The sequence below is a fragment of the Bartonella elizabethae F9251 = ATCC 49927 genome, assembly GCF_000518165.1.
GTDB classification, from domain to species: Bacteria; Pseudomonadota; Alphaproteobacteria; order Rhizobiales; family Rhizobiaceae; genus Bartonella; species Bartonella elizabethae.
Map to the genome: position 1 here is coordinate 25,813 of NZ_JADB01000004.1, position 15,006 is coordinate 40,818.

Annotated in this window: 13 protein-coding genes and 1 tRNA gene; 8 read left to right on the forward strand and 6 right to left on the reverse strand. The window is 35.9% G+C overall.

Going from position 1 to position 15,006, the window contains the following annotated elements; all coding sequences use genetic code 11:
* Positions 1–59 precede the first annotated feature (59 nt).
* Complete coding sequence (locus T429_RS0105205) at positions 60–1,277, reverse strand: mechanosensitive ion channel family protein (protein WP_005773165.1); 1,218 nt, start codon at positions 1,275–1,277, stop codon at positions 60–62.
* Positions 1,278–1,412: 135 nt separating this feature from the next.
* Between T429_RS0105205 and dnaG the strand changes: the two genes are divergently transcribed.
* The 3 genes from dnaG (at position 1,413) to T429_RS0105225 (ending at position 6,837) form a co-directional block, all read left to right on the forward strand.
* Positions 1,413–3,350 (forward strand): DNA primase, encoded by a 1,938-nt coding sequence (dnaG, locus tag T429_RS0105210; RefSeq protein WP_005773166.1) that lies wholly within the window; start codon positions 1,413–1,415, stop codon positions 3,348–3,350.
* A 404-nt stretch (positions 3,351–3,754) separates the two neighbouring features.
* Positions 3,755–5,770 carry an RNA polymerase sigma factor RpoD gene (gene rpoD / locus T429_RS0105220; protein WP_005775184.1) on the forward strand — a complete coding sequence of 672 codons (2,016 nt, stop codon included), beginning with the start codon at positions 3,755–3,757 and terminating at the stop codon, positions 5,768–5,770.
* Positions 5,771–6,375: 605 nt separating this feature from the next.
* Positions 6,376–6,837, forward strand: coding sequence for a YcgN family cysteine cluster protein (locus T429_RS0105225; RefSeq protein WP_005773168.1), 462 nt, complete (start codon positions 6,376–6,378; stop codon positions 6,835–6,837).
* 29 nt (positions 6,838–6,866) lie between these two features.
* Here T429_RS0105225 and T429_RS0105230 read toward each other — a convergent pair whose 3' ends face one another.
* Positions 6,867–7,598 (reverse strand): SIMPL domain-containing protein, encoded by a 732-nt coding sequence (locus tag T429_RS0105230; protein ID WP_005773169.1) that lies wholly within the window; start codon positions 7,596–7,598, stop codon positions 6,867–6,869.
* Positions 7,599–7,766: 168 nt separating this feature from the next.
* Between T429_RS0105230 and T429_RS0105235 the strand changes: the two genes are divergently transcribed.
* Together T429_RS0105235 and T429_RS11040 are read left to right on the forward strand one after the other, a co-directional pair.
* Positions 7,767–7,843 (forward strand) — tRNA-Ile (locus tag T429_RS0105235).
* Between the two features lie 1,110 nt (positions 7,844–8,953).
* Positions 8,954–9,136 carry a hypothetical protein gene (locus T429_RS11040; protein ID WP_005773171.1) on the forward strand — a complete coding sequence of 61 codons (183 nt, stop codon included), beginning with the start codon at positions 8,954–8,956 and terminating at the stop codon, positions 9,134–9,136.
* On the opposite strand, the gene T429_RS0105245 is transcribed toward T429_RS11040, so the two are convergent.
* Positions 9,060–9,374, reverse strand: coding sequence for a helix-turn-helix domain-containing protein (locus T429_RS0105245; protein ID WP_005773173.1), 315 nt, complete (start codon positions 9,372–9,374; stop codon positions 9,060–9,062). The two genes, T429_RS11040 and T429_RS0105245, sit on opposite strands and share 77 nt — an antisense overlap.
* A 469-nt stretch (positions 9,375–9,843) precedes the next feature.
* Between T429_RS0105245 and T429_RS0105250 the strand changes: the two genes are divergently transcribed.
* Together T429_RS0105250 and T429_RS0105255 are read left to right on the forward strand one after the other, a co-directional pair.
* Positions 9,844–10,035 carry a hypothetical protein gene (locus T429_RS0105250; protein ID WP_244548680.1) on the forward strand — a complete coding sequence of 64 codons (192 nt, stop codon included), beginning with the start codon at positions 9,844–9,846 and terminating at the stop codon, positions 10,033–10,035.
* 631 nt (positions 10,036–10,666) lie between these two features.
* Positions 10,667–10,978, forward strand: a complete 312-nt coding sequence (locus T429_RS0105255) for a hypothetical protein (RefSeq protein ID WP_005773175.1) — start codon at positions 10,667–10,669, stop codon at positions 10,976–10,978.
* A 425-nt stretch (positions 10,979–11,403) separates the two neighbouring features.
* Here T429_RS0105255 and T429_RS0105265 read toward each other — a convergent pair whose 3' ends face one another.
* Entirely contained in the window at positions 11,404–11,583 is a 180-nt protein-coding gene (locus tag T429_RS0105265) for a YegP family protein (RefSeq protein ID WP_005773176.1), read from the reverse strand.
* 386 nt (positions 11,584–11,969) lie between these two features.
* Complete coding sequence (locus T429_RS0105270; protein WP_005773177.1) at positions 11,970–12,509, reverse strand: helix-turn-helix domain-containing protein; 540 nt, start codon at positions 12,507–12,509, stop codon at positions 11,970–11,972.
* Between the two features lie 365 nt (positions 12,510–12,874).
* Here T429_RS0105270 and T429_RS0105275 point away from each other — a divergent pair, with 365 nt between their 5' ends.
* A complete protein-coding gene (locus tag T429_RS0105275) occupies positions 12,875–13,924 on the forward strand; it encodes a DUF475 domain-containing protein (RefSeq protein ID WP_005773178.1) in 1,050 nt (349 codons plus the stop codon).
* A gap of 451 nt (positions 13,925–14,375) precedes the next feature.
* On the opposite strand, the gene pncA is transcribed toward T429_RS0105275, so the two are convergent.
* On the reverse strand, positions 14,376–14,984 hold the full coding sequence (pncA, locus tag T429_RS0105280) for a bifunctional nicotinamidase/pyrazinamidase (RefSeq protein WP_005775185.1): 609 nt from the start codon (positions 14,982–14,984) through the stop codon (positions 14,376–14,378).
* Positions 14,985–15,006: the final 22 nt, after the last annotated feature.

The following is a 15,006-nucleotide window of genomic DNA, read 5'->3' on the forward strand; positions in this document are numbered from 1 at the left end:
TTTCTCTTTTGTTTATGAATAGGGTTAACACAAAATTGATAACTTGAAGTTTATTGTTTTTACTTTGCTTTTGCTTTTAATACTTGATTAAAATCAGAACCGCTAGGATTTTGAAAAACCTTTAAACCAAAAAAGGGAAGAATGGAATAAAGGTGGTCAAAAATATCTCCTTGAATTTGTTCGTAGTCTAGCCAAACGGTGGTGTTCGTAAAGCAATAGATTTCCAAGGGTAAACCATTTTCTGTAGGGGGTAATTGTCGGGCCATAAAGGTCATATTGGGGTTGATGTTGAGATGCTGTTGTAGATAAGCAAAAACATAAGCGCGAAAAGTTCCAATGTTGGTTAAACGGCGCGTATTGGCGACAACATCGTGATTTTTATCTAATTGTGCATTCCATTGATCGATTTCTGCTATTTTTTGCGTGAAATAATTTTCTAATAAATTAAATCGGGAAAGATATTTTTGTTCTTCTTCTGTGAGAAAATGGATACTGGATTGATCAATACAAAGAGAGCGTTTGATGCGTCTGCCCCCTGATTCTTGCATTCCACGCCAATTTTTAAAAGGGTCGGTTACAAGTTTGCGGATCGGTACTGAGGTGATGGTGTTGTCAAAATTTTGAACTTTAACAGTATGAAGGGCAATTTCAATTACATCACCATCAGCACCAAGATTGGGAATTTCAATCCAATCACCAACACGAACCATATCCGTGGATGAAATTTGAATACCGGCAACAAGAGAAAGAAGTGTATCTTGAAAAATTAACATGAGAACTGCGGCCATTGCACCAAGACCGGAGAAAAGAATAAGAGGGGAACGGTCAATTAAGGTGGCGACCATTAAAACGGCTGCAATAGCAAAAAGTGCAATTTTAGCAATTTGAATATACCCTTTTATTGGTTTTAATCGTGCTGTTGGTCGTTGTTCGTAAAGGATATTAATGATATTGAGACAGGCAGAAATTGTTAGAACAACAAAAAAGATAATGAAGGCGTTGGCAACATTATTGATGACAGTGCTAAATGCATCGGGCAATGTTGGTATAAAATTAACACCGACTGAAAGAATAAAAGCTGAAATGATATTGGCTAGGTATTGAATAGCATTTTGAATATCGGTTGTTGTATTCTTGGGGAGGAGAGAAGAAAGTTTTTTTGCTCCGTGGATGAGTAATTTTCGTCCTATAAAGTTGATTAAAAGGGCAAATATAGTAAGAATAACAAGCCAAGAAGTAGCTTCTAACCACGGATATTGAACAATAAATTCGATCACTTTTTTACTCTCCATTTCTAAAATTATAGGCAGTTGAGAGATTAAAATTTTACAACTGCTTAAGAGGAAGTCTTGGAATTATGCTCTAAAGTCGTTAAATATGCAAAAAAGAATTTTTAAACTCTGTGAGAGATAATGCGTTTCCCGCCTGATTTTCTTAATGAACTACGCAGCAGACTTCCAATTTCAACAGTGATTGGTCAACGGGTAGACTTTGATCCTCGAAAAAGTAAGCCTTCACGGGGAGATTTTTGGGGTTGTTGTCCATTTCATGGTGAAAAGACGCCCAGTTTTCATTGTGATGATCATAAAGGGCGTTATTATTGTTTTGGTTGTGGGGTAAGCGGTGATATTTTTACCTTCCTGTGCGAGCTTGATGGATTGCATTTTTCAGAGAGTGTTGAGCGTTTGGCTGATTTTGCAGGAATGAAACTCCCTGTTTTGGATCCACAAAGTCATCAACGTCAAATGGAAAAAGCTGACCTTTATGACGTAATGAAAATTGCGACAGATTTTTTTCAGTATCATTTACGCGATAAAGGAGGTGCGCAGGCACGTCGTTATCTGGAGGAACGTGGTGTTACGCAAAAGCTTATAGAGCGTTTTAAAATTGGTTTTGCACCGGTAAGGCGTACAGCTTTGAAAGACGCTTTAAGGGCGCGGGGTATCTCAATAAAGCAAATGGAAGAATGTGGACTTCTCACAGCGCATGAGGAGAGGGCGGATTCTTATGACCGATTTAGAAATCGCATTATGTTTCCTATCGAAGATTTGCGCGGTCGTGTGGTGGCCTTTGGAGGGCGTGCGTTAGAGAAAGAGACACGTGCAAAATATCTTAACAGCCCTGAAACAGTGCTCTTTCATAAAGGCAATATACTTTACAATGCAGCATCTGCTCGCAAAAATAGTCGTTTTGTTGGCGATGAAAAAATTCATTCACTTCTGGTTGTCGAGGGGTATATGGATGTCATTGCATTGACTAAGGCCGGTTTTGAAGGAGTTGTGGCGCCCTTAGGGACAGCATTAACGGAAGCGCAAATTGAGCTGTTATGGCAGATGGGCAAGGAGCCTATTTTGTGCTTTGATGGTGATGATGCTGGTGTAAAGGCTGCTTTTCGCGTTGCTGATCGGGTATTGCCTCTTTTAAAGGTGGGGGTTTGTGTTCACTTTGTTTTATTGCCACAAGGAAAAGATCCTGATGAAATTGTTGGTGCTGGTGGTGCGCCCCTTTTTTCTTCTTTTTTGCAAAAAGCCATCCCTTTGATTGAGCTTTTATGGTGGCGGGCTACCTATGGAAGGCGTTTTGAAACGCCAGAGACACGTGCGGCGCTTGAAAAACAACTCAAACAACAAATTTTTACGATTAAGGATGAAGATGTCCGTCGTTATTATTTGCAAGATATAAAACAACGCCTTTTTGAGTTTTTTCGTCCCTCTTTTTCAAAAAAGAAGGGGGGAGGACGCTATGAACAGATTTCATCTAATAGGGTCTTTAAAGATCAATCCTTTTCTCTGTTAGAAAATTCTGAAATAGTGCGCAATTCTTCGCAGGCTATTCCTTTACGTGAAGCTGTGATTTTACTTACTTTAGCTTACTATCCTGAGTTATGGCATGAAAATTTTGAAATTCTCTCTGAGTTAGAATTAAAAAATACACAATTGATATATTTTCACCAAACGATGTTGGAAATTCTCGGGGATCAGTCGCTTCATGATAAAGAAACGATGGTTGCGTTCTTAGAAAAAAGAGGGCAAAAAGCTTTATTAGAGCGTATGAAACATCTTGTGCAGAATATTGGTATGCGTATTATTTTTTCTGGAGCTCCTATAGAAGATGCACGTGCTATATTAAAACAAGCTGTCTACTTGCATCTTCAGGAACACCACCTACATAAGAGGTTACAGGATATTGAAGAGCAACTTGTAGAAAATCCTAAGAGTGAGGTTTTTGATCTGCTTCGGGAGATAAAAAGTGAACTGGAGCAGATGCAGGCAACAGAAGCGTTAATTGAAGGGTTTGGAAGTTGGTTGGATGAAAAAATAGACGGGAACATACAAGATACGATAAAATGATTCGCTTTTTTAATGCGAATCAGTCACTTAAACTTTAGATGAGGAAGTGTATGTGGAGTGATATTTTCATAAAGATAACAGTTAATTCATAAAGATGATAATGAAATTTTAGAATGAATTTTAGGAAAAGCGGGAAATTGGTTCTTACGATAGGGTGCAGAGATTATCTCAGAAGGGCTGAGAGGTGTCGGGGAAACTTCTGGAGTTTTCCCGCGTTTTTGTCTGGATGGCAAGTTTATCTAGATATTAAGGCGTATACAAAATGTATTCTTTCCAATAGTAATCTCTTAAAAGGAAGTATATATGAGAAACTGTTGGTCAATTTAAGTGAGAACAAAAAAAGCTGGTCACATGAAGACTATGGTTACATGGAAGCTATGAAGTGATCGAGTGGAGTTTATGGTATGGCAACAAAGGTTAAACAGAAAGATAATGCGGAAGTAACAAGCCAAGCGAGTTTGGATGGTCCTCTTCTTGATTTTTCTGATGATGCCATCAAGAAAATGATTAAACTTGCCAAAAAAAATGGTTACGTAACGATGGATGAACTCAATGCCGTTCTTCCTTCCGATGAGGTTACATCCGAACAAATTGAAGATATCTTGGCGATGTTTTCTGAGATGGGGGTTAATGTTGTCGATGATGAGGATGAAGTTGAGTCTGAAAATTATGAAGATGAAGTTACGGTAGAGGGAGGGGACTTAGTAGAGGCCTCTAGCCACGCACTTGCAACGACAACAAATAAGCGCGAAGTAACAGATCGTACAGATGATCCGGTGCGTATGTATTTACGTGAAATGGGAGCTGTTGAACTTCTTTCACGGGAGGGTGAAATTGCCATTGCCAAGCGTATTGAAGCAGGGCGTGAGACAATGATTGCCGGACTTTGTGAGAGTCCTTTGACTTTTCAGGCCCTCATTATCTGGCGTGATGAGTTAAAAGAACAGCGCATTCTTCTTCGTGAAATTATTGATCTTGAAACGACTTATGCTGGTTCAGAAGCAAAGCAGGCTCCTGTTATTGAGCGAAGTGAAGTTGATAAAATAAAAGAAGAAAAGATGTCTTCTGCTATACGTAATATGGGGGAAAATGTAGGAGAAAGAAGCATTGAAGAAGATGATGAAGAAGACGATGATGATGTTAACTTATCTCTTGCAGCAATGGAAAATGAGCTTTGTCCTCAAGTTATGGAAACATTGGATTTTATTGCTCAGACCTATGTAAAATTACGCAAATTACAAGATCAGCATGTTGAAAGTAGTTTGGCAGAACGTAAAGAAGGGGCTCTTACAGCTTCTCAAAAGAAAAAATATATTCAACTAAAGGGTGAGTTGATTCAAGCTGTGAAATCTCTCTCTTTGAACCAAAATCGTATCGAAGCTTTGGTTGAACAGCTTTATGACATCAATAAGAGACTTATTCATAATGAAGGTAAGCTAAAACGAATCGCTAACACCTATGGTATTGGCCATGAAGATTTTTTAAGAGAATACCAAGGGCGTGAATTGGATGCAGATTGGATGAATTATATTGCCACTTTGCCTACACCGGGTTGGAAAGAATTTTCATTGCGTGAGGCAAAAGAAATTCAAAAACTACGGAGTGAAATACAAAATCTTGCGCAAGAAACGGCTATTTCTATTGGTGAATTTCGCCGGATTGTTATGCAGGTGCAGAAAGGTGAACGCGAATCAACCATTGCAAAAAAAGAGATGGTCGAATCTAATTTACGTCTTGTCATTTCAATTGCAAAAAAATATACGAATCGTGGTTTGCAGTTTCTTGACCTTATTCAAGAGGGCAATATCGGTTTGATGAAGGCTGTGGATAAGTTTGAATATCGGCGTGGCTATAAGTTTTCAACTTATGCAACATGGTGGATTCGTCAGGCTATTACGCGTTCGATTGCGGATCAGGCACGTACTATTCGTATCCCTGTTCATATGATTGAAACAATTAATAAAATCGTTCGTACCTCACGTCAGATTCTTCATGAAATTGGACGAGAGCCAACACCAGAAGAATTATCGAGTAAGCTTTCTATGCCGTTAGAAAAAGTGCGAAAGGTTCTTAAAATTGCAAAAGAACCTATTTCGCTGGAGACACCTGTTGGTGATGAAGATGATTCCCATTTAGGTGATTTTATTGAGGATAGGAATGCATTACTCCCTATTGATGCTGCTATCCAAGCGAACTTACGCGATACGACAACACGCGTTCTTGCTTCATTAACACCACGGGAAGAACGTGTTTTGCGGATGCGTTTTGGGATAGGAATGAATACAGATCACACTTTGGAAGAGGTGGGACAACAGTTCTCAGTGACAAGAGAACGTATTCGTCAGATTGAAGCAAAGGCACTTCGTAAATTGAAGCATCCTAGCCGCTCAAGAAAACTACGCAGTTTTCTTGATTCTTAAATAAAGAAATTGATGCATTTTAATTATTCCCCTTTTTTTTCATAGAGGGGAAGGTTTGTTACTGTGCACTTGGGTACTTTTTTGAGAAAAATATGGGAAGATTTCGAATAATCTAGAAGTTTACGGTCTTTGACGTTTTTCGTAGCGAGACTTTGTGCTTCTCTGTCTCAAAAGAACAACAGATATAGGGTAAAGAGTGGTTATGGAACAGAGAGGTGAGGGAGGCTCTTTTAAGAAATGAACGATAAAATATTCTTTTTCCTAGAGCGGTTTGTTTTTAAAAGATGAAATATTTCAAGAATAAACTATAGTGCAGTATCCTGTCTTTTTGAGAAAAAAGGTGTATTCTTTGAAAAATTATTCTACTATTTTAGGGATCGTGTTTTGTTCTTTCTCAATTGACGAAGGAATTTTTCAATAGGTTATGTTCATTTATATAGGCTATTTTTTCAATACTCCCTTTTTCTTCAGATCAATTTTAAGAAAATTGTATGAAGTACGCATTGAGTTGAAGCTTTTTAAGAGACAGAAATCGATGAAATTATAGAAATTAAATTTTTAATTTTTTATCGATTGTCTTTATTAAAAAAGGTGTGCTTAAGTTTATGAGTGGAGAACTTCCTTTTTGGAAAGTAAAAAAATTAGAAGAACTTTCTTTCTCTGAGTGGGAAAGCCTTTGTGATGGCTGTGGACATTGTTGTCTCCACAAAGTGGAGGATGATGATACGGGTGATCTGTATGCAACCAGTATTGCTTGTCGCCTTTTAGATGAAGAAACTTGCCAGTGTCGAGACTATGTTCATCGTAAATCAATTGTACCAGATTGTATATCGTTAGACATTACAACAGTTAAAACGGCGCGTTGGCTTCCAGAAAGTTGTGCTTATAAATTAATTTATGAAGGAAAAGATCTTCCATGGTGGCATCCATTGGTATCAGGAGATTGTCAGACGGTGCATAAAGCACACGTTTCTGCACGTGGATCCATAGAGATCTACGAAGATGAATTATCATCTGAAGAAGATTATCTTACTCATATTACTGGTCTTCTCTGTGAAGGCCAGTAATATGAGCGTTTTATATAATGCCTAGTGATTTAATCGATCGCAAAGACGACAGTGACACTCACATTATAATTTAATTCACCCCCTGCAAAATTTGTATCTGCGTAGCTTGCATCTGCTGCTCTACTCATGAGACGTGGCGTTGGACGGTAGTAATCATCTTTTTCATTGATCTCAATAATTTTTCCTAATTTTAAATCAGCTGCTTGTGCTATTGTTTGTGCTTTTTCAATGGCCTCAGTAATGGCTTTTTTACGTGCTTCTTGATAAAATGGCTTCGTATCTGCATTGGTAAAAGTAATGCCATTCACTGAATTAATTCCCAGTGCCATCGCCTGATCAAAGATTTTACCAGCATTGCTAAGATCACGAATACGTACAGTTAAAGAATTTGAAACTTGATAGAGTTTTTCATTATTCTTTTTTTCGTGGGATGACTGGTAAATAGATAAACCTGATGTTTGCAAATCATTTGCTTGGATGCCATTATTTTTAAAAGCTTTTATAATCTCATTGATTGATTGATTATTGGACGCTAATGCTTTTTGAGCTGTTTTGTCATGGGTAACAACGGCGAGATTAATAATTGCCATATCCGGTGTAGCTTGACTTTCTCCGATTGCAGTCACTGTAATTGTTGCATCTCTTTTACTTTCTTCAGCATAAGCATGGACAACAGCCAGTGAAGTGGTTAAGAGTGTGAATGTTAATATAGCTATTTTAACCAAAGAACTTTTCAGTGGTTGAATTTTTTTTTCTATCATATCTATTCCTTTACATTTATTATGACGACTCTCTCATTTTTGAGAGTTCTTGTAAAGAAATTAGGGCATTAGAAAAAAAACCAATAGAAAAGAGAAAAAGATGGGTTATAATCTCGGTCAGCTCTTGTATCATAGAGCATTTTAGTTTAGAGAGAGACCACCTATATGGGGCCTGTAGCTCAATTGGTTAGAGCCAGCGGCTCATAACCGCTTGGTTGGGGGTTCGAGTCCCTCCGGGCCCACCAATAGGAAGTTGTCCAAGAGAAAAATGAATAGTTGAGTAAAGATTTGAGGATTTTGCATCCTTCGTTCTTTTGATTTATTTCTCTGTTTGTTCTAAATTATTTTATCATTTTTTGTTGCGATGTTTTTCTATCAATCATTTTAATATATAAAGTGGTGATATAGTTTTCAGGCTCATTAAAAAAGTACCTTCATTTGCAAGATTAGTGCATCTAGAATAGTTTAATATGTGTTGCTGTTTGCATTCTTATTTTTACCATTGTGCATTTTCTGCTTTATGCTCAAATTACATTTTTATGTCATTCAATTGAAGTCACGAGGTCTTTTTTGATTTTACGCTCATAAGGTATTGGCTGTATTTCCTAAACTTTACCTTTTTTATTGCTAGTTTTTTTTGTTTTGATTGTAAAAAGAGTCTTTTCTTTTTTACAAAATGACTGGCAAGGGAGGTGATATTCTTTTTGGAAAAATACATTACTTCTTCAAAGAACATAATTTTTTATTGATGTGAGAGAACTTCTTCCTTGTTGTAAATCTACATACAATTTACCTATGGAGATCATGGGTGATGATTCATTTTATTTTTTTCACATCACCATTTTTATTCATGATAGAGAATCAGTATTTACACAGTGTTTTTGAGGGGGGTTGCCTTGTCAATGTATTACAGGGCTTTAGGGGACGCGGCTGTTTATAAGGGCTTATTCCCACACCATTCTTATCTTCTTACTTTGCAATATTGTTAAAAAATATAGATAGTGCTAGGTAGAATAAAATTTTGATAGATTTTTCTTTTGAAATAAGCTTTTTCGTGTTCTTTTATAAAGAGTTCAGGGATATTTTCACATTAATTTGTTATTGGTTCGAATCAAAAGATTTGCGTAACATTATTCGCGTTGTTGATAGATCATACCAATTTTCATAAGAAGGTCTGGATCGAGCGATGCTTTCTTTTTCACCATGGTACATAACTCATAGAATTTTATCTGATTTTATAAAATAAGTTTGTGCACAATTGCTTCCATACTGCCTATTGCAAATATTTTTTTCTAAGGTATGAGATATGTTTAAACGCTTTAGCGTTATATTGTTTGACAATACGGAGTGTGACTATGAAGAATGATGAAAAATTTGAGGCGGCTTTATCGGATATTATTGTGAAATGGGAGTCTTTATCGACGTCTCAAAAGCAGGCGATATTGGATAGAGTGGAAAATTCTACAACTGCTTCTCATTCAACAGAACATTTAAAGCTTCAATCTTCTTTTTATCTCCCGACGAAATCAAAGCTATAAGTTTTAAGTCTTCATCAGAGATGTTGAAGCCAGTTATAACATATATGGCACTAGCATTTCCGAGTGTATTTAGAATCGCCATAAGTTTATCGACTGAAGGTCTTTTTCCTCCTTTTATCATTTGTTGGACATAGTTTTGTCCACAGCCTGCTGCTCTGCTTATTTCGATCATCGTCCGTCCGTCACTTTTTATTAATTCAATTAAGCGTTGGAACCAATCTTTTTCAGTCTTTGTCATTTTTAGACCTTTACACATTTACGCTATAGCGTTAATATTGCATCGCGAATCCAGAATACATGATACAAGGAGCGTGAAAATATCCATGTGTAGCTCTTCGCTAATGAAGCATATAGAGTTGTTTTTAACTAATAACAAAATGTCCCCATACACTTTTAGATTCGAATCAATAAAAATGGTTCCTTAGTTCCACGGTTGTGAAGAAATCAGCGCGTATACCAGAAACGGTGATACGCATGCGTGTGTTCATAAGATTTCGCTGTGATAGTATACGTAGCAGCATTATAAATCAAGATATACCCCGACATCAGCATTTGTAAAAAATTCTGTGTTAAGCCGGTATGTGAGCATATAATGAAGCTTTACAGCCTTAAGAGACAAGATTGTGATTGGAGAAAAAAACATAAATTCATAGGTTTTAAACGCTTATTTCTCTTTTATTGTAATAAATTAGGTCACTATCAGAGGTATGTCGTATGTGTGCGTTAAAAAACTTTGGAAATATCAAAAAAATGATTTTGGTGTTTTTATAGAACATAAAAATAATTTTGAGCACGAAGGTCGTCGTTTTCTAGAATGTGATACATGTGACCAATGCTCCTATGAGGTTGAATGTTCTTTTGATGATGCGATGCTTTATAATAAAGTCTGTTTACGATGATATTTTTTATTTATGACAATGCGCTATAGGGTCATCTAGGGGCCAAGAATTTGCATGTTTATGAGAGAGGAGAGCTTTATTGTCATTTGAGTATGAGTGGAGAGGCATATGTTTATACGAATGTAGTGATTTTAGCCAAATTTTGAATGCTCAATAGAGTGAAGTTTTTAGGGATATTGGTGATTATAGAAAGGCTTGTGTTTATAAGAATGCTTTGGTTTGTGGTGATGTAAAGATTTGTGGGAAGATAGAAGATTACAGAAAAGCTGTGTTTTGTGACACCGAAGATTTTTGTAGTAATGAAAAAATTCCACATGACGAAAAAAGAAGATAGGAATGTTTCAAGAAGGACGTGTATGATTTTATCACGTTGTTCGTTTTGTTGGAAGTTCTTTATTTTTTATATTTTGGATCAATAAATATGTCGCGAATAATCGGTGAGAGCGTGTGGATTTAGCCGCTTTCAGAGTATTTTGCGTTATTTATCAATGTTTTCATGGAGAGAATACGAATGCCGAGTGTGATTATGCGCACTTGGAGAATGTAGTTTATTGCCTTCTTTTTTGATGGAGGATGAAACAAAACAAATTGCTTAAGATGATCACTTGAGCGGCTACGAGAGGAGATCAAAATGAGTTTAAACGAAATTTTATTGGGAGTAATGATTATTTTTTTGTTGTTCAGCGGGGTTATATTTCGGTTTTCTTTATATTATCGTCGTCAAATTAAAGCTCTAAAAGAGGAATCCAGAAGGATAAAGCATGAGTTTTTAAAGGATTCTATGAAGATGACTGAAGAACGAGATAGAGTTTTCAGAGAGCAAAATATGGTGATTAAAAGGCGCGATCAAGCAATTGAAAAACTGAAAAAACAAATTAAGCAATATGAAGAAAACGAAAAAAAATATCAAAAAGTGCTTAAATCTGAAGATGATAAAGGGTGATTGTATTCATATTTTGCATCGAATTTATTGCATTAAAGGCTTTGGAGATGTGTTGGAAAGATTGGAAATAATGAGAAAGAGATAGTCTTTTATGAAGTCCATGACGGTGCTTGTGAAAAGGTTGTCTTGGAAGAGAATATTCAAGTTTACTCTGATCTATAATTTATTTTCTCTTCATAGGCATTTGTTCTATGAAGAGGCACAAGGCTTGAGGGATTTTCTTCTTGATAAATGCTACCAAAATCCAATTATCTTTGAATATAAACATATACCTTACAAAAATGTAATTGTTATGCACACCTGTTAAAAACAATGCAAAAAATTCTTTTCATTGAGAAAAAATCAATCACCTTTTATTGATTACAAAAATGTAATCCAAAATCTCATTATACAAATTAAACTCTTAATCTTAATGGTAGAGAACGCTAAGATTGTAGTTCTTTAATAAGAGCCTTATGGGTAATTTCTTTGATTTGCTCAATATTTATTAAGATATCTTGTTTTGTTGGATATCCTTTACTCGAAAAAGCAATTTTTTGGGCATCTCCTGAGATTAAACGCCAGTACCATTGATTGTGAACTCCTTGAAACACCTCAAAATACATGTTTCTCACCTCATAAAATAGCTGATAATTTTCAGGATAAATACTCAACTAACCCATTTACGAATACTAATGTATGTCTCTATAGGAAGTCGTCAATATATTCCCCTTAAATTTTCTGACCTAAAAAATAATTTCTATGAGAGCTATTATTCTTTTAACAAGAAAAAATTTCTTGTCAATAAGATGTGAATGAGAATTTTATACTATAAAATCATTTTTTTTAATTTAATGACACTATAGGTCTATTTACAATACAAATATTTTTCTTTTACAGAAGTAAATTTTATAAAGCACACAAACCTTCACCCGCATGGAGAGAGGCATTTTTCCTCTTCCCATGCGGGTGGCTCTTAATCATTTCTTGTTTTTTCTTTTGAAATAAACGCCTATTGATTAGCGATAACTTCTTTTTGCGACACGCTTCGAATGAGTAAATCAATGAATAAGCTAAGGGTATAAGAATTAGCCATTTTGGCTTTCATATCAATCAGTGATGTTGCAGTTTTAGGGTTAAGGCCATTTGATAAACCTTGTCTTGACAAATATTGCTGCAATTTTTCATAAGAGCTGTCGATTTTTTCTTGATTGAGTTTTTCATTACGGTCACTATTGGCAAGTGTTTCTTCTAGTCCCTCAATTTTTTTTATAAAATAATTCCAGTCAAAATCACCTTTTGTATATTCGGCATCAAACATTTTTCCTTGTCCGGTTAAAAGCCAATTAATGTTGACACCATATAATGTGCGGTATGTTTGTAAGACACTAAGATTGGGTTCTCTTTCTCCACGCTCATAAAAAGCAATGGAATTTTTTGTCATGCTAAAACTTTTAGCTAAAGTTTCACGTGATGGATCGCCTAAAGCAAGACGTACATAACGTAAACGTTTTCCAAATATGGTTTTTGATTCAGTTTCAGGACGTGCCACGAATTATCTCCCTCAGTAAATCATCATGGTATAAATTATTAAAAAATAAAAGCACACTATGTATTAATATTCTATGACATAATGTCAATATTTATCATTTTAATTTTTCTTTATTTTTTTATTTTAATGGATAAAAAACAATCTCTCAACTCTATTGTATTGATGATTAATATTCATTTCAAAACAAAATTCTCTGTTTACTGCATTTGTCTCTTGCTTTTTTTGAGAAAATTTTCATGTAACTTTACCATATATATTCTATACACCTCTGCATTAGGAGATGCAACTTTAAAGAAATACAAGCTTTTGATTTGCACTATGTGTGTGCTGTGGGTGAATTAGAAAATAAACTTTAAGGAATGATCATGGCCCTACTACGCTATTTTGGGTTTGCTTTTTTTTTCACGATTATTGGTGTCTTTTTAGGAGGGGTTATTGGTTGGTTTGAAACGGGAAGCATGACTGGCTTTCTTAAATATTTTTTTATTTGCTGTGTTTTAGGGGTTTTGGAAATTTCTTTATCTTTTGATAATTCTATTATCAATGCACGTGTTCTTGGTAGAATGAATCCTTTATGGCGTCGCCGTTTTCTTATATGGGGGATTTTGATCGCTGTATTTGGGATGCGGATTGTTTTTCCGTTGTTGGTGGTTGTCGTGGCTGTTGGGATTAGTCCAATTGCGGCAGTTCAATTAGCAATAGGGGAACCACATCGATATGCCGAAGTCTTAACCGATGCGCATATGGGAATTGCCGCTTTTGGAGGAACTTTCCTTATGATGGTTGGCTTAAAATATTTTTTTGATTCTGAAAAAGAGGTCCATTGGTTGAATGCTATAGAGAGACCTGCTCAAAAATTTGGGGCGCTCGTGGGGATTGATATTGCAATTGTTTTGATTTTGATCTTATTCGTATCAGGGCGGATTGATGCGGAAGATAAAGTCACTTTTTTATTAGCAGCCCTTTACGGGCTTTTGACTTTTATCGCTGTTGAAGCTGTTGGTCATCTTTTGGATGCTCCTAAGAAGACTTTGACGACAGTGACGCAAGGGGGGCTAGGGGCGTTCCTTTATTTAGAAGTGCTTGATGCGAGTTTTTCTTTTGATGGTGTGGTTGGTGCTTTTGCTTTTTCACACAACCTTTTTATTATCGCAATTGGTCTTGGGATCGGTGCATTTTATGTTCGTTCTATGACAATTATGTTGGTCGAATCAGGGACATTGTTGCATTATCGTTATTTGGAGCATGGTGCTTTTTATGCAATTTTAGTTCTTGCCATGATTATGTATCTGCAAACGATTATATCGGTTCCTGAAGTTTTAACAGGACTTGTGGGAGTCTGTATTATTGGAATGGCATTATATTCTTCGATTCGTTTTAAGCGTCGTCAATTGGATAAACATGTTGCGTCTTAAGTCATTAAAACTTCATGCTTTTGTTTATCAAATATTCTTAATATGAGAGATCTTTCATGCAAAATAAAATGCCATTGTCTTTTTTATTGGCGTCCTTATTTTAAAGTTCAATCGATGGCATGATTCTTCTCGCGAAGGGAATACTGTAAAATTTCTTTGAGTGCTTTGACTTAAATACGAGGTGCAAATCGGCATTATATTTTTTACACGCTTTTAGAACGACGAAAGCTCTTGTCTTTAACGATGCATAAGAAGCATTTGTTGCTTTCTTGAATGATTTTTATTTCCATATTGATTCTATTTGTAACGTGTAGGAGAATAGTTCATTTATTATGAATAGGTTCGATATAAGAGAATTTTATTCTATTTTAGTCTCTCACTTAGAATATGCATAAAATAATTTATTTCTTATTAATCAATATCTTATAATAGATTGCGAGAATACAAGATTTTATGAGACCATTAACAGTTCGACACCAGCTTCGTTCATTGTTTTAAGCATCGTGTTTAGAGATTCATTTACATCAATACCAGCACAGGCATTTAATGAAACACTGACTTTAAAACCACATTGTATGGCGTGAAGAGCAGAAAATCCAACACAAAAGTCTGTTGCTAAGCCGCACATAACAAGCTTGGTAAAACCATGTTCTTTGAGATAAACTTGTAAACCTGTTGGTGTTTTTTGATCATTTTCAAGAAAGGCAGAATAGCTATCCATATTTTGATTATAGCCTTTTCTAAGGATAAGTTGTGCCTTTTCCACTCTGAGAGATGGATGAAACTCTGCTCCTTGGGTTCCTTGTATGCAATGATCAGGCCAAAGTATTTGCGGACCATAGTCAAGATTAATGGTATCATAGGGCTTCTTTTCAGGATAGCAGGAAGCAAAGCTACAATGATTTTTGGGGTGCCAGTCTTGGGTTAAGATAACGTGGTCAAAATGATTGATGAGATTATTGACGGCGGGTAAAATGGCGTCACCTTGTGGTACTGCGAGTGCTCCACCGGGTAAGAAGTCATTTTGAACATCAATGACGAGTAAGGCTTTTTTTTCCATAAATATATTCCTATAGAAGATG

Excerpts from the sequence above, each read along its gene's own strand:
- dnaG (WP_005773166.1), top strand. The coding sequence starts at position 1,413 with ATGCGTTTCCCGCCTGATTTTCTTAATGAACTACGCAGCAGACTTCCA.
- rpoD (WP_005775184.1), top strand. The coding sequence starts at position 3,755 with ATGGCAACAAAGGTTAAACAGAAAGATAATGCGGAAGTAACAAGCCAA.
- T429_RS0105225 (WP_005773168.1), top strand. The coding sequence starts at position 6,376 with ATGAGTGGAGAACTTCCTTTTTGGAAAGTAAAAAAATTAGAAGAACTT.
- T429_RS0105230 (WP_005773169.1), bottom strand. The coding sequence starts at position 7,598 with ATGATAGAAAAAAAAATTCAACCACTGAAAAGTTCTTTGGTTAAAATA.
- T429_RS11040 (WP_005773171.1), top strand. The coding sequence starts at position 8,954 with ATGAAGAATGATGAAAAATTTGAGGCGGCTTTATCGGATATTATTGTG.
- T429_RS0105245 (WP_005773173.1), bottom strand. The coding sequence starts at position 9,374 with ATGACAAAGACTGAAAAAGATTGGTTCCAACGCTTAATTGAATTAATA.
- T429_RS0105250 (WP_244548680.1), top strand. The coding sequence starts at position 9,844 with ATGTCGTATGTGTGCGTTAAAAAACTTTGGAAATATCAAAAAAATGAT.
- T429_RS0105255 (WP_005773175.1), top strand. The coding sequence starts at position 10,667 with ATGAGTTTAAACGAAATTTTATTGGGAGTAATGATTATTTTTTTGTTG.
- T429_RS0105265 (WP_005773176.1), bottom strand. The coding sequence starts at position 11,583 with ATGTATTTTGAGGTGTTTCAAGGAGTTCACAATCAATGGTACTGGCGT.
- T429_RS0105275 (WP_005773178.1), top strand. The coding sequence starts at position 12,875 with ATGGCCCTACTACGCTATTTTGGGTTTGCTTTTTTTTTCACGATTATT.
- pncA (WP_005775185.1), bottom strand. The coding sequence starts at position 14,984 with ATGGAAAAAAAAGCCTTACTCGTCATTGATGTTCAAAATGACTTCTTA.